We start from the raw sequence: 18,091 nt of genomic DNA on the forward strand, positions 1-18,091 counted from the left end.
TCGTCGTCAGTGCAATCCCACCCAAAGGATCTGCCATGAAATACCTGGGCCTGGCCTACTTCACTCCCAAGAAATTCGCCGCGATGGCGCCCGACGACGTCAAGGCATTGGTGAGCCAGTGCCCGGCCCTGGACGAAAAGATGCGTGCTACCGGCAAGGTGCTGGTTTCCGCGTCCCTGGGCGATCTGGACAACTGGAGGACGCTGCGCCCGCGCAGCGGCAAGACGCAGGTCACCGATGGACCTTACACCGAGTCGAAGGAAGTGGTGGGCGGCTTGTTCATCATCGAGGCGGACAGCCGTGACGAGGCGCTGCGCATCGCATCCATGCACCCGGCCGCCACGCTGGGCGAAGAGGGCGGATGGGCGGTCGAGCTGATCCCCATGGATTTCTACCAGGCCCGATGAGGGCTGGGATGCCACTCCCAGGAATGCCTTGGCGCCGCTTTCCGCCCGAATACCCTTGCGGCGTCGGCGACCCGGCCCGGTGGCCTCACGCTGATCAGGAGGCCATCGCGCCGATCATGATCGAGCGATCCCCCGCTTGGGGTGTTGGCCCATGCCGGTCGCGACGGTACACGGGCGCAGCGGGGACAACCGGGCTATCGTGCCGTCCCGATCACGAAGAAACGCCATGACCAAAAGCTACGACCCACCGCTGACCACGAACCCGCACGCTCCGCTCTACCGCGCCGACAAGGCGATCAAGGCAGCCCAGCAACGGCTGGATGCCGCGATCGACGCGAAGCGACATCACACCAGCCAGAATCTGGCCCACGAGGTGATCAAGGAGGCGCGCGAGGGACTCAAGAAGTCCGAACTGTTGCGTGTTCTCAGGATCAGGGAGCTCGCGCAGAACGCGGCGCAGGCCGGGGGAACGGGCTCCGACATGCTTTGATCAAACATGGCATCGACATCTGCAGCCGTCCGGCGGATGGCGGAACATCACATCGCCGAAGCCGCTTGGACAACGCACAGATGATACAGATGATGACGAGCAGGCCCGTGCCCTGTGCTGCATGAAAAGCCCGCCGACAGGCGGGCTTTTCATTGAGGCATCATCACCGTCGAGCTTTGCGTCATCGGCTCAGGTCATGGCCGGCATGGCAGCATCGCCGTCTGCTTGCCGCAAGAACGGTTCGGCGTTGACCGGCTTGCGCACGAGCAGCACAGCCGCCGCGACATTCCAGGCCAGTTGCGCCACCAGCACGCTGAGCAGGGAAGTCATGGTCATGTACGTCGCCGAGCCGGCGATCAGGACGATGACCAGCAGGCTCGACAGCACGCCGACCACACCGGCCGTGCGATGGAACCCGCGCTGCTGCACCAGTGCCGCCGACCAGGCCAGCGTGCCGACGGCCTGCAGCAGCCAGCCCAGCCTCGCCATGTCGTTGAGCGCCACGCCGGCATAGCGGATCAGGTTGTAGGCAAAGGCGACGCGCTCGGGCGTGCCGGTGATCGCATCCATCGCGATATGCGTGGTCACGAAGCCGTCCGTGATCGTCGCGCCGATCATGGCGATGCAGCCGATCAGGTAGGTGGTCAGGCCCGCCAGCACCAGTGGCCGCTGCAGCCCCAGTCGCCGTGCCAGCGTGGCATAGCCGAACGCGAAGGCGCACACGCTGGCGATGGCCACGGCATGCACCAGTTCCTTCAATCCCTGCAGCCGGGCGATGCCCTGCAGAACCTCCAGCTGGCTGTTGCCGCCACCGCTGCGATCGAGCGCGACGAAGATCGTCGAGACGATGGCGGCGGTCGCTATGGCGATACCTGCGCTGCGGGTGCGCTGCATGGTCGGGTCGGTCGGTGTGGCGGCATCGTGGAGCATCGCAGTCATTCCTTTCGGCGGTGCATGGCGGGGATCGCCATGCTGGCCGACACGCTAGCGGCAGCGTTTTTGGGCAATGTCGGGGGCAGGTAAAGATTTGCAAACCGCCCGCGCCAACGGCACGGGTCGCGATGCTGCCGCAGTGCCTCTAAATAAAACTTTACAAGGCGCTTGTCCGGCCTGAACACGCGCCGGCCACGCTGTACCTGTCCGCGGATCCGAGGGTCGCGGCGATTCCACCCCCCACGCCAGGTACAGGTGCCAGCCATGAAAAACACGACAACCACTGCATTGATCCCCATGCCATCCCGCGTCCGCCACTGGAAGGCCACGCTGTTGCGCAGCTTTGTGCTGACGGCTGCACTCGCCGTCGGCTCGACCGCCGTGTACCTGACCGTGGCGAGCTCGGCGCGTGCGGTCGGTGCAACTACCGGCGCTGGCGGCTCGGTCTTCCAGCGGATGCATGGCGGCGCCCAGTCGCACGAGGAACTGCACGCCCATTTCGACAAGGTGTTGACCGAGGCCGGCGCCAGCACTGCGCAGAAGCAGCAGATCCACGCCCTCATGAAGCAGGCGATCACCGCCGAACACGCCGACATGGAGAGCTACCACGCTTCCTTCGGCCACCTGAAGGCGCTGCTCGCGGCCGACCCGATCGACGATGCGGCCATCGCGACGCTGCGCACCGAGCAGGATCGCCTGGCACTGTCGGCCAGCCGCCGCCTGTCGGACACCGCGGTGGCCGTCGCGCACATCCTGACACCGGCGCAACGTGTGAAACTGGGCGCCGAGATCGACCAGATGATGGACTCGCACATGGCGCAGCATCACGCCATGTGATGGTCGCCCCATGCACGCAGCTGCCGCCAAGCACGGCAGCTGCCTCCGCCATCCAGTGAGCCGAGCCGTGTCCCAACGCATCCTGATCATCGACGACGACGAGCGCCTGTGCGGGATGCTGGAGCAATACCTGTCGCAGAGCGGCTACCAGGTAACCTCGCGGCACACCGCCAGCGCCGCGCTGGCCGAGCAGCGGCGCGCGCCGCCCGACGCGATCATCCTCGACCTGATGCTGCCCGATGCGAGCGGCCTGGACGTGTGCACCCGGCTGCGCGAATCCACCGGCGTGCCGATCATCATGCTCACCGCGCGCGGCGAAGCCACCGACCGCGTGGTCGGTCTCGAACTGGGTGCGGACGACTACCTGCCCAAACCGTTCGACCCGCGCGAGCTGCTGGCGCGGCTGCGCACGGTGCTGCGTCGCGGGTCCGCGCTGGTCAATCCGATCCTGCGCTTCGGTCGGCTGGAGATCGACCGCGAAGCGCGCCAGGTACGCCTGGATGGGCAGTGCCGCAACCTCACCAGCTACCAGTTCGACATCCTGCTGGCGCTGGCCGAACGCGCCGGCCGCGTGGTCAGCCGTAACCAGCTGCTCGATTGCGTGGCGGGGCGCGCGATGGATGCGTTCGACCGCACCATCGACGTGCACATCTCCAATATCCGCGCCGCGATCGAGGATCAGCCCAAGCAGCCCAAGCGCATCCTCACCCTGCGTGGGGTCGGCTATTTGTTCACCCGCGTGCAGGACGACGGGGCGCCGCTGTGATCCAGCGCCTGTACGTACGCATCTACCTGACCACGCTGGCCTCGCTGGTGGTGGTCGTCATCCTGTTCGCGGTGTTGTGGCAATTCACCGCCGAGCGCGCGACCAACACGGATCACGACCGCTTCATGGGGGCGCTGGTCAGCCAGGCGTTGCCGCCAGGTGGCGATGCCGTGGAGTTGCATGCCGCGCTGGCCCGGCTGGTGGTGCCGCCGATCGAAGGGTTGGCGCTGTATGACCGGCAGGGCGTCCGCCTGGCGAGCGCAGGCAATCAGGCCGGGATCGGCAGCCCCGCCGTGATCGCGCAGAGCAAGCCGGGTCACGGCATGTTCGTGGCCCAGCTGATCAAGCTGGACGATGGCCGCGTGGTCGTCGCTCGCACCCATACGGACTCGTTGCAAATGCATCTGGGTGGGCTCGCCCTGATCGGCTTGATTGCGCTGGCCGTCGCGCTGGGCACCTACCCGGTGGTGCGCCGACTGACCCGACGGCTCGAGGCGCTCGCCAGCGATGTCGATCGTTTCGGCGGTGGCGACTTGAGCGTGCGCGCCCCGGTATCCGGCCGGGACGAAGTGTCGAGCCTGGCGGCGAGTTTCAACGGCATGGCCGACCGCGTCGCGAAACTGCTTGAGGCGCACAGCCGCATGCTGGCCAACGCCTCGCACGAGCTGCGCTCGCCGCTGGCGCGCGTGCGGCTGGCGCTGGAACTGTACGAGACGGCACCGCGCGCCAAGTTGCTGCATGGCATGCGCCAGGACTGCGCGGAGATCGGCGAGCAGATCGAGGAGATCATGCTGTCCAGCAAACTGGATACCGTCACGAGCGCGCCGCCGCAGGACCCGGTGGATCTGGCCGCGCTGGTGGCGGAAGAGAGCTCGCGGCTCGACATCGCGTTCGAGGTCGTCCCCGCGGAGGTCCGCGGCGACGGACGGCTGTTGCGCCGGCTGATCCGCAACCTGCTCGAAAACGCACTGAAATACGGCGGCCAGGGCGTGGATGCCCACTTGGGCATCGACGATCACGGTCAACGCATCCTGCAAGTCAACGATCGTGGGCCGGGCATCGCCGAAGCCGAGCGCGAACGCATCTTCGAACCGTTCTACCGCCCCGCCAACACCGCGGAAACCGGCAGCGGCTGGGGACTGGGGCTGGCCCTGGTCAGGCAGATCGCCGACCGCCACCACGGCAGCGTGCGTTGCCTGCCGCGGGTGGGCGGTGGCTGCGTATTCGAACTGAGCTTGCCTGCACCGAGCGCGGTGATCTGAACTTATGGCCCTTGCCCTCCCCCCGTCGGGGGAGAGGGAAGGTGAGGGGAAGGTGCTCGCGACAAGTTCCCTTTCAGCGAACTACTTCGAGATCAACAGCAACAGCGATTGCCCGCACTGGCTGTAATTGGTACCCGCACCACCGATATAGGCTTCGTTGCCCGGGGTGACGAAGGTGTTGGCGCCGTCGTTCCAGTTGCAGGTGTCGGTCACGCGGTACCAGTTGGTGCCGGTGGGCGGTGCCGGCAAGGTGAAATTGACGCTGCCGGACCAGCCGTTATAGGCGATGTACATCGAGTTGGCGTCGCCGAACGAAGACCCATTGACGGTATAGGCGAGCGCGTAGTTGCTGGTGTTGTTCCAGTAGCTGCTGGTGGCGACCGCACCACTGGGCTGGTACCACACGACCTGGCTGGCGCTGTACCAGGTGGCGGGGCGCAGCGCCGGATGCGCCTTGCGGAAGGCGATCAACCGCTGGGCGAAGTTGTAGAAGTTCGACTGGTCGGTACTCCAGCTGTAGTTGAGCCAGTTGGCGGTCGAGTCGAGGTTGTAGGCGTTGTTGTTGCATTGAAGCGAGCGCAGGTATTCGTCGCCGCCCTGCATCAGCGGCGTGCCGGCCGACAGCATTTCGAAGGCCATGCCGGTGCGCGCGGCGCGGCGCTGGTCGTAGGCCGTTCCCGTACCGGCCGACATGCCCTGGTCCCAGCTGTAGTTGGTGCTGGTGCCGCCGTCGGACGGTCCGTACGGCCATGCCTGGCTGTTGCTGGAGCCGTTGCAGGAATAGACGTCCTTCAGTGTCATGCCGTCATGCACGTCGATGAAGTTGGTGGAGTTCCACGGCGAACGGCCGCTGGCCTGGAACAGGTTGGAGGAGCCGGAGAAATCGTTCGCATCCTGGGTGATGTAGATGGTCATGTTGCCCAGCTCGTTCTGCGCCTGGCGCAGGCTGTCGCGGAAGGCACCGTTCCATTCGGACCAGCCTTTCGGGAACCCGCCCAGCTGGTACGAATTGCCACCGATCGCCCAGGGTTCGGCAAACAGGTCCAGCCCGCTGCCGCCGGCAGCCGGACGCACGGTGAACTCCTTCAGGATGCGGTTGATCGCCACGTTCGAATCCGCGGCGTCGAAGTTGTATCCGCCGTTCGGGCAGTTTGGCGCGGCCGATTGGTAGCTGCCATTGAGGCAGCTGTTGCCGAGCACCGAGGCGAGGTCGAAGCGGAAGCCGTCGACGCCCATGGTGTTGGTCCAGTAGGCGAGCGAATCGACGATCAGGTTCTGCGCGACCGTGTTGTAGGTGTTGAAGTTGCCGCCGACGCCGGTGTTGTCGTAGTAGTACTGGTTGCCCGAGGTGAGTTCGTAATACGTGGTGTTGTCCAGGCCGCGCCAGGAGTAGATGGTCGCGGTGGTGGGATCGTTGCTGGTCCAGGTGCCGCCTTCGCCGGTGTGGTTGTAGACCACGTCCATGTAGACCTTGATGCCGGCGTTGTGGAACGCCTGCACCATCGCCTGGAACTCGGCGGTCGGGCCGCCGGCGGCCTTGTTGTAGGCGTAGTGGCGATCCGGCGCGAAGTAGTCTTCGGTCATGTAGCCCCAGTAGTTCTGGTTCGCATCCGAATTGGGCACGACGTCGTTCGCGTCGTTCTGGGTTTCCTGCACCGGCAGGAACTCGACCGCGGTAACGCCGAGACTGGCCAGGTAGCTCGCCTTGAGTCCGGCGCCGTAATAGGTGCCCTGGTACTGCGTGGGAATGCTCGGGTCCTGCTTGGTCAGGCCGCGCACATTCACTTCATAGATCACGTCGTCCTTCTGCGCACGCGTCGGCTTGGTGCCGGTGCTTTGCCCGCTGGGCGACAGCACGATGCCCTTCGGTGCGTAGGTGCCGCTGTCGATGGTCCGGTAGCTGGCGCCGGAGGCGAACACATCGGCGTTCTGGTTCGATGCGTTGAGCGGGTCCTGGCTCATCTCCTGCGCGTAGGGGTCCAGCAGCAGCTTGTTCGGGTTGAAGCGGTTGCCGCTGGCATCGACGTCCGAGATGAAGCCCGCCGCCGAGCCTTTGCCCCAGCTCGCGTTGTACGGCCAGTTCGGGCCCCAGGCGCGATAGCCGTAATACACCGCCCCGGTAATGCCGGCGGCCTGGATCGAGGACACCGGCACCGTCACCGCCCAGACGCCGCTGCCTGCCGGGCTCAGCACATAGGTCGCGGAATCCTGCGCGCCGTAACCGCTCGCATACAGGTACAGCACCATGCGGGTGGCCTGGGACGAATACACGCGGAAGGTGATGCTGGTTTTCTGGGCGTTGTAGCTCGCGCCGAGGCTCATGCTGTTGATCGCCGCATGGGCAGGCATGATCGGGGCGACGGCGAGGCTGGCGATCGCCAGCCACACGGCGAGGATCTTCGGACATTTCATTCGGGTCTGCCTCCATCCTGTTTCGTTGATGATCAGGTGCAACAGAGCGACGTGATTGCGTGCGATTCCTGGAACGGTCAGGGGCGCCCTGACGACCTGCGGTTGCCGTGGTGATGTTCGATGCCGCGATGCATGGCGTGTCTCTGAGCGCACTATGGCGATGCGGCGGTGTGTGCATCGCATGGTAGGAAGCATCGCAATGCAGCAACCAGCGGATGCATACGTATTCATTGGAATGCGATGCACGGAATGTGTGGCCGCATGCGCGCGGCATGCGTCGGCAGGGGACATGAATGCCATGGCCTGCAGGCAGCACGAGGCGAGTGATCTGCCCTTTTGCTTGCGGAGGCCTTTGCTCGGACGATGGCATTTGCCGCAGCGCACCTCGCCCCGCGATGATTCCTGCGGCAAGATGTGCCGACTTCAGGGGGAAGTACATGGACACATGGCATAGGGAAGGTGGGCCGGATCGGAAAATTGCCGGCTTCTGGCGCCGCTTGGGCGCTTTCGCGATCGACCTGGTTCTGCTCGGCATCGCCGGCCTGATCCTGGGCACGCTGCTTTTCGATACGTTCGCGCGCATGGGCGTCTATGCGAAGCTGATCGGCTTCGCGATCGCGCTGGCGTATTTCGGCATCTGCAACAGCCGCATCGGCGGCGGACAGACGCTGGGCAAGCGCTGGCTGGGTGTACGTGTCGTCGATGCCCACGACCAGTTGCTGTCATTGCCGCGCTCGCTGCTGCGCTACGTCGTGCTGGGAGTTCCGTTTTTTGCGAATGGTTTGCCGCTTGATCCCAAGCTGGCGATGTCGAGCCCGCTTGGTTACCTGCTAGCCCTGGTCGTATTCGGCGGCATGTTCGCCATCGTCTACCTCTATATCTTCAATCGCCGCACGCGGCAGTCCCTGCACGACCTGGCGGTGGGCTCGTACGTGGAGCGCTTCGATCGTGCGGCGCAGCCGGTGCCGTTCCCGATCATGTGGCGCGGGCATCTCGTCGTGGTGGCCGTGCTCGCGGTGATCGCCCTGAGCGCGCCTGCGGTGGCGAGTCGGTTCGCGCAGACCCGGACTTTCGCGGGCATCCTGCCGCTGTACCAGACGCTGTCGACCCAGCCGCACGTGATGACGGCGCAGGTCGTGCGCGGGTGGTCGTCCATCAATGGCGGCAATACCACGCACTACCTGCAGTCGTCGCTGCGGCTGGATGCCCCGATGACAGAAGACGGTGGCATGGCCAGACACATCGCACAGCTGATGGCGAAAGCCGATCCGGATATCGCCAACGAGGATGTCGTGGTGGTGACTCTGGTCTACGGTTACGACTTGGGCATCGCGTCGGGTTGGAAGAAGCATGGGTATTCGTTCAAGCCGGGTGAGCTGCTGTAAGTCGGCGATCTCTCGGCGAGGCGCAGCCCGGCCATGATCCAGCGCGGCAAGATCCGGCAAGATTCGATGTGCTACGGCGTGCTCGATCGAGGCCGCAAGGGGCACGACGGTCGGCGTCAACACGTTTCAAGGCACGTCGTTGGCCAGTGACCACGATGGCGAGATCGAGCTGAAGGGTCGGCAGGTCGTCCATGTGAAGCGCTGCGGCGAGCTGCGCATAAATTGGTTTGAGCATTTTTGTTCCATTCTTTTCGAGAAATGGATCCATGTATGAGCAATCAAACTGCAGCGGAAAATGCCATGCGGTATGCGCGCGCGAAAACAGGCGCCTACAAGACCGCCAACAAGTTTTTCAACGAGAAAGATGCGCCGGCCAGCTTCAAGCGGCGCTACGAGGCATCGCTTTATAGGGGCTCGATTGAAAGGGAGGCACCCAAGCTTGGAGCCACGGTCGATGACATCGTTCGCTACGCTCAACGTGCCATGGAAGTTCAGGCAGGGAATTGTGGTGAGCTGGCGGCCATCGCTTACGCATACCTGCTCGAGAGCGCCGAGGCGTCCTCGTTCGACTATGTGATTTTCGCTTCGCCGGGGGATCATGCTTTCATTTCAATTGGACAGCCGCTTCCGGTTAATGGGGTATATCCCATCAGTTTCGGCGACTGGCACGATGGCGCCTATATTTGCGATCCGTGGGCCAACCTCGCATGTCCGGCGCAGGAATACCCACAGTATTGGCAGGCAAAGATGCGCAAGTGGGCAATGGCAGGGAAGCGGTTGGGTAAGCCAGGCGACGATGTGGGCAAGTCCACCATCGTCGAGGCCACGGATGCTTATTGGTACGATGCGCCTACCATGTGCAACAAGATTTCATTCATGTACAAGACGGGTGGCAAGGCGGCAAAGACATCAAGATGCAACGGCTGCGTGATTCTTTAGCCTGATTGTAGGCAAAAAGAGGGAATGCCATTTCGCCGCCCGGGTCAATAAAGGCGCAGAAGCCATTCCCCGATTCGTGTCGGAGCAGATGATGTCCTGCTTCAATAGCTGAGGTCGGGTATTCAACAAGCTGGGGGAAGGGATGTATTCGCGACAGGACTTTATCGCTCGCTTCAGGGATGTGGAAACCGCCACATTGCTGGACAGACTTGCGACGCGTGAGCTGGCGGATGAGGCCAAGGATGCGATCCATCAGGTTCTCCACGAGCGTGGTGTACCAGCGGAACCTTTGAATAGGCTACGGCCCGATATTCCGGAACATGAGGTCGCCCAATATGCACAGGCGATCAAGCGCGGCCCATGTCCGCGTTGCCATGGCAGGGAATCCGGCATCGAGGTGCGCGAATCGTATTGGGTCTGGTCGGCGTTGGTCCTCACGAAATGGCAAACCAAGCGTGTAGCCTGCTGCAGGAAGTGTGGCGTGCGTGAGAACTGGAACGCACTTGGATTCTGCATTGGGCTGGGATGGTGGGGGATCCCGGCTGGGATTCTCATCACGCCCTACCAGATCGTGCGGAACCTTCTGGCCATCGCAAGCAGGTCCGAGAGAGCCGCACCGTCGAAGGCGCTGTTGGTGCTTGCGAAGAGGAATCTGCTCGCACAGCGGCAATTTGAGCTCGAACGCATGGCCACGAATAGCTAGTGCAAAACGGCCGAAACCGGAACGAAGGAAGCTAGAGATACAGGGCTCAGTGCAAACTCACACTCGATGAAGCCGCTGGCGCCGACGACTCGGCCGCTGCGCGCTTGGGCGTATCGAGCGGGCACCATGTCTTGAGGCGCTTGCCTGCACGGAACAGATCGATGCATTCGCGCATCTCGGCCTTGAAGGCCAGCTCGGGCGTGTTGACCGGGCAGCCGTCGGACAGCGGCTTGTCTGCCTGGTATTCGGCGATGCAGCTGGACAGCGGCGGCAGCTCGGGCGGATGCGGATCGTCGGCCAGCGGTGGCGGCGGCAGGTTGAGGCGCTCGTCGCGATCCTTGGGCGACGGCGGCAGGGGAGGCGCGCTGCACAGCAAGTTGGTGGCCGTGCTTTTCTTGGTGGGGTCGCAGGCGCTTTTGGCGATCGCCTTGATCGCATCGCCTATATGGCGACCCAGTGCGCCACCGGCCGTCTCGTTCGGTGGCGGGAAATATTTTTCGAAGCGGGTGGCCTTGTACTGCATGCGGTTGCTGTCGTGCTGCATGATCCGACGATCGTCCGCGGGCTTGGCCGGTTGGGCCTTGGCGCTTGTGCTGGCATAGGTCTCCGTCGTGGGCGGCAGCCGCACCGAGAAAGCGGCGGCGGCCAGCGTGGTCGCCGAGGTTGCCGGCGCAGGGGTCGCGGCATGCTCCTGTACGACCATCGCGTCACGCGTTGACTTCTCGTGCGTCGCGGGGCGAGCGCGTGGAGGCGCTGCCTGCCGCGATAGTGCCGGCTCGGGCAGCGCGGGTGCCTCAAGCGGCGGTGCCGCGCGCGGCTTGCTGGAATGATCGATCAGGCGCACGGTCAGCACCTGATCGATGTCGTCATGCGCCACCGCCAGATGCGGCGGCTGGAGCCGCATCTCGTACCACAGCGCCAGCGCGAACAGCGCGTGCAGCACCAGGACCAAGGCCAGCGCGAACGCCTGCGCCGGGCGTGTCAGCGACGGCTGTTGCCAGCGCCTGCGCCGCAAGATCCCGCGCGTTTCGCTGTCGAGTCGTGCCAGGCCGCGCGCACGGTCCCGCCCCTGTGGATGTCGGACTTGCCCGGAACGTTCGATGACACTGCCTTATTCGAGCCAACGACCCACACAAAACCTGCGCATGCCGCCAGCGCGTGTTCCGACCAGTCCCGGTAGACAGGTTCTTTCGTGCAGGGTTCCCTGGATGGAGGGCCCAAGCAGGAAACCGCAAGCCGGACGGAGCAAGTCGAATCGCCTCTGGCTTGGTGTCCGCGTACCTCGGCCGCCCGGTGTGTGGCGGCCGAAGGCCCGGTCGCCGCGCCAGCTCGGCGATGGAGAGTGCGAGCAGCCACATGGCTTCACGAAGTCGCCCTGCCATGGCACTTGACTGTCGATTAACCAAGTGGTTAATTGATGGCATGGCAAATACCGAAGACCCGCTATCGATCACCTTCGCTGCGCTGGCCGATCCCACGCGCCGCGCCATCCTGACCCGTCTGGCCAGGGGCGAGGCCACGGTGGGTGAGTTGGGCGAGCCGTTCGAGATGTCCGCGCCAGCCATCTCCAAGCACCTGCGGGTGCTGGAAGGCGCGGGCTTGATCGCGCGGGAAGTGGATGCCCGCTGGCGTATTTGCCGTCTGCGGCCCGAACCCATGCACGATGCGCACGATTGGCTGGAAGCGTATCGCCGTCACTGGGAGGGCAACCTGGATCGACTGGTCGAATTTGTCGAGCGAACCCATCGCGCCAAGGCAGCGAAGCCTGCCAGAAGCGCACCGCGTGCACCGAGGAAAAAGCCATGAGTACCCAAGCTGCAAGCTTCGAACTGGAAATGACCCGCTTCATCCGCGCACCGCGCGAGAAGGTCTTCGAGGCCTTCACCGACGAGGCCGCCATGGCCGCCTGGCATTGCCCGCGCGGCCTCCATGTCGGCGAGGTCAGTGCCGACGCGCGTGTCGGCGGCCGCTATCGCATCACCATGGTGACCAGGGACGGCACCGTGCACGGCACGAGCGGCATCTACCAGGTGATCGAGCGTCCCGCGTTTCTCGCCTATACCTGGATCTGGGACGGCGAAGGCGACATGGCGGCGCGTACCACGCTCATCGAGATCACGCTGACCGAGAAAGACGGTGGCACGCAACTCCACATGCGCCATACCGGCTTCCCCGATGCGGCGGTGCGCGACGATCACCACCAGGGCTGGAGCTCGGTCTTCAACCGGCTGGTGGACCACCTCGACCCCGACGGCAGTGCAGGGAACGTGGTGCTGGTGGGCAGCCCGATCAGTCCCTATACGCGCGCCATCCGCATGGCGCTGGCGGAGAAGGGCGTGGCGTACACGCTGAAGCCGTTGCCGCCGCACGCACCCGAAGTCGATGCCATCCATCCGTTCGGCCGCATTCCCGCGCTGCACGACGGCCCGCTGCAGTTCTACGAAACGCGCGCGATCCTGCGCTACATCGACGAGGCCTTCGATGGGCCGAGCCTGATCCCCACGGGCGGCGTCACTTCCCGCGCCCGCGCCGAACAGTGGTACAGCGCGATGGACGACTACGGTTACGACGCCATCGTTAGGCGCTGCGCATTGCAATACATGTTCCCGTCGGGAGCGGGCGGGCAGCCGAACCGCGCGATCATCGACGCCGCCTTGCCCGATATCGAGCGTGTACTGGCCACGCTGGACGCCGGCTACGGCCAGCGCGACTTCCTGGTGGGCAACGCGCCGTGCATCGCCGACTACCTCGCCGCGCCGTTGCTTTACACGTTGTCGAAGATGCCGGAAGGCCCGGCGCTGCTCGCCAGGTATCCCAACGTGCAACGTGCGCAGGCGGTGATGCAGGCACGGCCCAGCTTCATTGCCGCCGAGCCGGATCTTGCAGGCAAGGGCCACGCATCCAGCGTGACGCCGCTGCGCAAGGCGAGTGCGGCGTAGGCGAAGCGTCAGCGGTTAATGGCGCTGGCCTGGGCACGGAACCCTGTCCTTGGTCAGCCCTTCGGCTTTCAACAGCCGAAGGCTGGCCAAGCAGGAATCCAGTGACTTCGGTCTTCCGGCGCATGGTCGAGCACCGGGTGCTCAGAACGGGTGCTGCCGGTAAAACTGCTCAAGCTGCCGATAGACGTCCGGCAGATGCTGGCGCAAGCTTGCCGGTGCCTCGAAGAATTGCTCGCTGGCCACCGCAAAGAACTCGGCCGGGCTTTCGAGGGCATACGGGTTGATCGGCAGCTCGACCCCGTTGCGTTGATCCTGCTGCAGGCGATCCCACGCGCTCGAGAAGACCCGCGACCACACGCGGCGGTCCATGCGCCGGTGCAAGGGCGGAAAGCCGTTGGCGTCGCCGTTGAGCATGTCGAGCTTGTGGGCCATTTCATGGATGACCACGTTGTGCCCGGGTTGCTTTCCGCCGTTCAACACCTCCGCCCACGACAGGATCACCGGGCCGCGCCCCCATGCCTCGCCGGCCATCACGGTGCTGGTCTGGTGAACCACGCCTGCGGCGTCGATTTTTGGACGGTGTGGAACGAACGCGTCCGGATAGACGATGACGCTGTGCCAGCCGTCGTACCAGTCGAGGCCGAGTTTCAGGATGGGCAGGCAGGCATGGGCCGCGAGCAGGACACGATCGGCGTCATCGAGATGCAAGCCGTTGGTCGGCTCCAGCGACTTGCTCTCCAGGAACAGCGTGGCCAGCACGCGCAGCGTGGCCTGGTCGGAAGCGCCCAGCCGGCGCGCCGGGGCACAGCGTTGCAGCGCGTCCCGCCAGAGCGGCTCGGCGATCGGGTGCCGGGCGACGATGCGGCGTATGCGCCAGTTTCTTATTTTGTCGAACATGGCCACACGCCGGAGGAAGTCGCAGGCTTGAAAACATCAGGGCGCCGTGCGCTTTCTCAAGAAGGAGGGCACGAGCGCGGCTGCCCGGCCCCGTTTCGGAGCGGGCGTTTTGCGGCTATAAGAGGTTTGTTTTCGATCACCGGCGGCTCGCAACAGCCGTCACCACGCAGGAACGATCCCATGCTCATGACCACCCGACATCGCGCCGCCTTGCTGCTTTGCGGTTTGTTGATGGCCAGCGCGTGCAGTGCGGCGAATGCGCATAAAAAGGCCGCGGCGCCGGCGCCTTATACCGATGGCGATCAGTATGTGACGCTGCCGGCGCCGCACCAGCGGCACAGCGACAAGGGCAGGGTCGAAGTGGTGGAGGTGTTCTCGTACGGCTGCGTCCATTGCGCCGATTTCTCGCCACTGGCCGAACAGCTGGCCGAGTCGCTGCCCGCGGGTGCGGTTTTCAAACTGGTGCCCTCACCCTTCAACGCAGGTTGGGTCAACTATGCGCGCGCGTTCTACGCCGCCAGGATCATGGGTGTCGCCGAGCGCACGCACCTGGCTTTCTTCAAGGCGAAGTTCCAGGACCGGTACCCGATCAACAGCATGGATGAGATCGCGGATTTCTATGCGCGCAACGGCGTCGATCGGAACGAGTTTCTGCGCATCGCCAGCTCGCCGCAGGTGACCGAACAGATCGGGAGCGATGCCGAACTGATCAAGAGATGGGACGTGGAAGGCACGCCGACGATCGTGGTGGATGGCAAGTACCGCAGTAACCATGTGACGAGCTTCCAGCAGCTTGCCGATCTGGCCAGGTGGCTGGCGCAGCGCGAGCTGGATGAGAAATCCAGGGACAGGCACTGACCGGCGGTCACCCGGTGTTCGCGCTGCAGGCGGATATTCAACACGTAGTCCGGTTTGCTTGCGCCCAATGGAAAACAGGCCAGCTCACTCCGGCCCGCTTCGGTGGGATTGCTTAGGCCGACGTGAGGCGATCGTCGGTTGTTGCGCCGTCCGGTCCGCGCACGCGGTTGCGTCCGTCGAGCTTGGCGCGGTACAGCGCCTTGTCCGCCTCGCGCAGCAGGCGGTAGGCATCGTCGACGCTGGCCAGCGGGGCGCTGGCGACGCCGGCGCTGAGGGTCACGCGTTCGATCTGGTCGGTGCCGGGGACGGGGATCTCGCGTTCGGCCATGTCGACGCAGATGCGCGCAGCCAGCCGCATCGCCTGCGCGGTGTCGGTGCCGGGCAGCAGGCAGGCGAATTCCTCGCCGCCGTAGCGTGCCACCAGGGCATCGTCCGGGGCGCACCGCAGCAGCGTCGCCGCCACGCCGCGCAGCGCTTCGTCGCCGGCGGGGTGGCCGAAGCGGTCGTTGTAATCCTTGAAGTAGTCGACGTCCACGAAGATCAGCGCGGTCGAGGTGGTCGGGGCATGGGCATTGCCCGGCTGTTCGAGTTGCTCGAGCAGGCGACGGCGGTTGGCCAGGCCGGTCAGCGCATCGTGGTACGACAGCTCCAGCAGGCGCGCGTTGGCGGCGTGGAGTTCGGCGGTGCGCTCGTCCACGCGCCGTTCCAGTGCGCGCCGCTGCGCGCGCAGCGTGCGGGTGCGCAGCAGGGCGACGCCGTAGCCGAGCACCAGCAGCCCGAGTACGGCCGCGATGCGGACCGACAGGAGCTGCCACCACTGCGCATCGACGGTGATCGGCACCATGATGGCGTCGCTGGCGTTGCCGGCGTGGTCGCGCGCTTCGACGCGCAAGGAGTAGCTGCCCGGCGGCAGCGTGCTGAACGTGCGCGAGTCTTCGGCCGTCCACGGGCTGGGCTTGGCGTCGAAGCCCAGCAACTGGGTGCGGAAGCGCGATTCGCCTTCGCGATACCACGACAGCAGCGCGAAGCCGACCTTCACCGTCTTCGCCCCCGCCGGCAGGTGCACGGCCGGCCCCGGCATCGACTGGCCATCGACCTGCAGGCTGGTGATCCGCAATGGCTTGGGTTGGGTATCGCTGACCTCGCGGTGCGGGTCGTAGACCACCAGCCCGCTCAGCGTGCCGGTCCAGAAGCGATCCTGCGAGTCGATCAACTGCGAATCGGTATTGCACTCGTCGTTGAGCATGCCGTCGCGGCGCGTGAACACCTGCTCGCGATAGCCTGCGGCGGTCGGTGTCAGCTGCTGCACGCCGTTGTTGGTGCATATGTAGATGCGCCCGGTCGAGTCCGCCAGCGCGCTGTAGGCGGTGGGGTCGGGAGCGCGCGGCAGGGTGTCGGGCAGCACCACCGGATGCTGCGGGTCGCGCACGTCCACGCGGGTGATGCCGGCGCTGGACGTGCCCAGCCACAGCACCGGATGGCCCGCCGCGTCGCGGATCAGGTTCAGTCCGATCAGGTTCGTGTCCGGCAATCCTGCTGCGTGGCCGAGCAGCGTCCAGCGTGTGCCATCGAACCGCGCCAAGCCCTCGTTGGTGGTGGCCCACAGCCAGGATCGCCCATCGCCGGTGGTCTGCTCCAGCAGCTTGACCACCCGCCACTGGCCGCGAACGCCGTCGGCACTGAACGCCTTCCACTGCCCGTCGCGAAGCCGGTAGATGCCGGACTGGCGCAAGGCGAACCACTGCTCCTGGTGACCCGCGTCGGCGCGTGCCAGCGTATCGAGTACCGCTTCGCCGTTGCTCTTCGGCCATGGCGTGGGCTGGCGCTGGAAGACCGGTCCGTCGCCGATGCGCAGCAGTTCGCCGCCGCGCAGGCCGGCCCAGCGCGTGCGTGCGCCATCCGCGCCGGTGGTCACCGCGAGCATGCTCACGCTCGGTGCCGGCAGGTCGCCGTGGGCGGCGGTGAACTGGCGCCAGTGCCCGTCTTCGAACAGGCCGATGCCGTCATCGCTCGCGCCCACCCACAGGCGTTCGCCGCCATGGCCATCGGGTTCCATCAGCACGCCGAACACGCCGATCGAACCGCTGCCCAGCAACGACGCCGTGGACCACGCGCTGGCCCCGAGCACCGTGCGCGACACGCCGGATTCGGTGGCCAGCCAGATCACCTCGTTGCCGCCGGGACTGCGCCAGGCATTGAGCCCACGCACCGCGTTCGAGGGCAGCCCGTGGCGGCGGTCGAACACTTGCACATGGCCGTCGTGCACGCGGATCAGGCCGGCGCGCGAGGACACCCAGAGCGCCGCGTCGCCATCGGGCAGTGGCGTCGCCGCGATGTCGTAGATCTCCAGGGTCGGCAGGCCGTCATTTTTCCGGGTCAGGCAGTGCAGCCCGTCGGCATCCAGCCGGCACAGGCCCACGCCGAACACCGACAGCCACAATGCCTCGCGTCCGTGACGCGTGGTGTCCAGCAGGTATTCCACCTGCGCGGTATCCAGCAGCGGGTTCTGCCACTTGTGCCAGCCGTGGGTGCCTTCGTCGCGGTACCAGAGCCCCGAGGTGCCCGTGCCGACCCATTGCCGGCGCCGGCCATCCAGGTTTCCGGTCTGCGCCATGCTCAGGATCGAATCGGGGGGCAGGTCGGCATTGTCCGGATCGGCCTGCCAGCGACCGCCGCGGCGGACCATCAGCCCGCGGTCCCAGGTCAACGCCCACAGCGTCGATGCGCCGCTGCCATCGACGGTTTCGGCGAAGCGCCGCACCTGCTGCGAGGGCAGGCCGGTGCGGCGGTTTTCGACATGCCAGCGCGTGCCGTCGTAGCGGGCCAGTCCGTCGCTGCGGAACGCCGCCCACAGCGTGCCTTGCCGATCCACCCACAGGCTGTCGACCCAATGCGCCATCGCGGGATCGTCGCTGCCCACCCAGTGGCGCCCGTCGTAGCGGAACACGCCGGCAGGCGAGGCGGCCCACACGAAACCGTCGCGGTCGGTGCGGATGGCCACCGTCACCGTGTCGGGCAGGCCATCGCGCGGCGAGAAGTTGGTGAACACCGGTGCGCCGATGTCCTGCAGATCCAGCGGATGCACCAGCACGGCAGACGGGTTCACGCCGGCCATGACCGGCATGGCGACACAGAGCAGCAGGATGAGCGCCTGCATGGCGGGCAGGATGTGGGATTTCATCTGCATCGCAGTATGCCGCATCACGCGAGGCAGTCGAACGCGGGCGGGACGCGGGCTTTCCGGTTTGTCGGCGGGTTTTCGT

16 protein-coding genes are annotated in these 18,091 nt (G+C 65.4%); 11 read left to right on the forward strand and 5 right to left on the reverse strand.

What is annotated here, in order from left to right; translation table 11 throughout:
• Positions 1–35 precede the first annotated feature (35 nt).
• Together B0E46_RS16415 and B0E46_RS16420 are read left to right on the forward strand one after the other, a co-directional pair.
• Positions 36–407: a YciI family protein gene (locus B0E46_RS16415; protein WP_077556793.1), complete on the forward strand. Its 372-nt coding sequence runs from the start codon at positions 36–38 to the stop codon at positions 405–407.
• 226 nt (positions 408–633) lie between these two features.
• Positions 634–897, forward strand: a complete 264-nt coding sequence (locus B0E46_RS16420) for a hypothetical protein (protein WP_077556794.1) — start codon at positions 634–636, stop codon at positions 895–897.
• A gap of 189 nt (positions 898–1,086) precedes the next feature.
• On the opposite strand, the gene B0E46_RS16425 is transcribed toward B0E46_RS16420, so the two are convergent.
• On the reverse strand, positions 1,087–1,827 hold the full coding sequence (locus B0E46_RS16425) for a hypothetical protein (protein ID WP_139350593.1): 741 nt from the start codon (positions 1,825–1,827) through the stop codon (positions 1,087–1,089).
• 267 nt (positions 1,828–2,094) lie between these two features.
• On the opposite strand from B0E46_RS16425, the gene B0E46_RS16430 reads away from it, so the two are divergent.
• The 3 genes from B0E46_RS16430 (at position 2,095) to B0E46_RS16440 (ending at position 4,695) form a co-directional block, all read left to right on the forward strand.
• The gene (locus B0E46_RS16430) at positions 2,095–2,667 is read left to right on the forward strand and encodes a periplasmic heavy metal sensor (RefSeq protein WP_077556796.1); all 573 of its coding nucleotides are present in this window, start codon (positions 2,095–2,097) and stop codon (positions 2,665–2,667) included.
• Positions 2,668–2,734: 67 nt separating this feature from the next.
• Entirely contained in the window at positions 2,735–3,433 is a 699-nt protein-coding gene (locus B0E46_RS16435; RefSeq protein ID WP_077556944.1) for a response regulator transcription factor, read from the forward strand.
• Positions 3,430–4,695: a HAMP domain-containing histidine kinase gene (locus B0E46_RS16440; protein ID WP_077556797.1), complete on the forward strand. Its 1,266-nt coding sequence runs from the start codon at positions 3,430–3,432 to the stop codon at positions 4,693–4,695. Before B0E46_RS16435 ends, B0E46_RS16440 begins: the two co-directional genes overlap by 4 nt.
• Positions 4,696–4,776: 81 nt before the next feature.
• On the opposite strand, the gene B0E46_RS16445 is transcribed toward B0E46_RS16440, so the two are convergent.
• Entirely contained in the window at positions 4,777–7,107 is a 2,331-nt protein-coding gene (locus B0E46_RS16445) for an isoamylase (RefSeq protein WP_077556798.1), read from the reverse strand.
• Positions 7,108–7,544: 437 nt separating this feature from the next.
• Between B0E46_RS16445 and B0E46_RS16450 the strand changes: the two genes are divergently transcribed.
• From B0E46_RS16450 to B0E46_RS16460, 3 genes are all read left to right on the forward strand, one after another.
• Entirely contained in the window at positions 7,545–8,492 is a 948-nt protein-coding gene (locus tag B0E46_RS16450; protein WP_168171236.1) for an RDD family protein, read from the forward strand.
• A gap of 270 nt (positions 8,493–8,762) precedes the next feature.
• Positions 8,763–9,431, forward strand: coding sequence for a hypothetical protein (locus B0E46_RS16455; protein ID WP_139350594.1), 669 nt, complete (start codon positions 8,763–8,765; stop codon positions 9,429–9,431).
• A gap of 142 nt (positions 9,432–9,573) precedes the next feature.
• Positions 9,574–10,134, forward strand: coding sequence for a hypothetical protein (locus B0E46_RS16460; RefSeq protein ID WP_077556801.1), 561 nt, complete (start codon positions 9,574–9,576; stop codon positions 10,132–10,134).
• Between the two features lie 46 nt (positions 10,135–10,180).
• Here B0E46_RS16460 and B0E46_RS16465 read toward each other — a convergent pair whose 3' ends face one another.
• Entirely contained in the window at positions 10,181–11,149 is a 969-nt protein-coding gene (locus B0E46_RS16465) for a hypothetical protein (RefSeq protein ID WP_254425188.1), read from the reverse strand.
• Between the two features lie 365 nt (positions 11,150–11,514).
• Here B0E46_RS16465 and B0E46_RS16470 point away from each other — a divergent pair, with 365 nt between their 5' ends.
• Positions 11,515–11,940, forward strand: coding sequence for a metalloregulator ArsR/SmtB family transcription factor (locus B0E46_RS16470; RefSeq protein ID WP_254425189.1), 426 nt, complete (start codon positions 11,515–11,517; stop codon positions 11,938–11,940).
• Positions 11,937–13,073 carry an SRPBCC domain-containing protein gene (locus tag B0E46_RS16475; protein ID WP_077556803.1) on the forward strand — a complete coding sequence of 379 codons (1,137 nt, stop codon included), beginning with the start codon at positions 11,937–11,939 and terminating at the stop codon, positions 13,071–13,073. Before B0E46_RS16470 ends, B0E46_RS16475 begins: the two co-directional genes overlap by 4 nt.
• A gap of 141 nt (positions 13,074–13,214) precedes the next feature.
• Here B0E46_RS16475 and B0E46_RS16480 read toward each other — a convergent pair whose 3' ends face one another.
• The gene (locus B0E46_RS16480; protein ID WP_077556804.1) at positions 13,215–13,970 is read right to left on the reverse strand and encodes a M90 family metallopeptidase; all 756 of its coding nucleotides are present in this window, start codon (positions 13,968–13,970) and stop codon (positions 13,215–13,217) included.
• Between B0E46_RS16480 and B0E46_RS16485 the strand changes: the two genes are divergently transcribed.
• Positions 13,920–14,828 carry a thiol:disulfide interchange protein DsbA/DsbL gene (locus B0E46_RS16485; RefSeq protein ID WP_343124475.1) on the forward strand — a complete coding sequence of 303 codons (909 nt, stop codon included), beginning with the start codon at positions 13,920–13,922 and terminating at the stop codon, positions 14,826–14,828. The genes B0E46_RS16480 and B0E46_RS16485 overlap by 51 nt on opposite strands.
• 112 nt (positions 14,829–14,940) lie before the next feature.
• Here B0E46_RS16485 and B0E46_RS16490 read toward each other — a convergent pair whose 3' ends face one another.
• The gene (locus B0E46_RS16490) at positions 14,941–18,009 is read right to left on the reverse strand and encodes a diguanylate cyclase (protein ID WP_077556806.1); all 3,069 of its coding nucleotides are present in this window, start codon (positions 18,007–18,009) and stop codon (positions 14,941–14,943) included.
• Positions 18,010–18,091: the final 82 nt, after the last annotated feature.

The organism is Rhodanobacter sp. B04, from assembly GCF_002001125.1.
Classification (GTDB): Bacteria; Pseudomonadota; Gammaproteobacteria; order Xanthomonadales; family Rhodanobacteraceae; genus Rhodanobacter.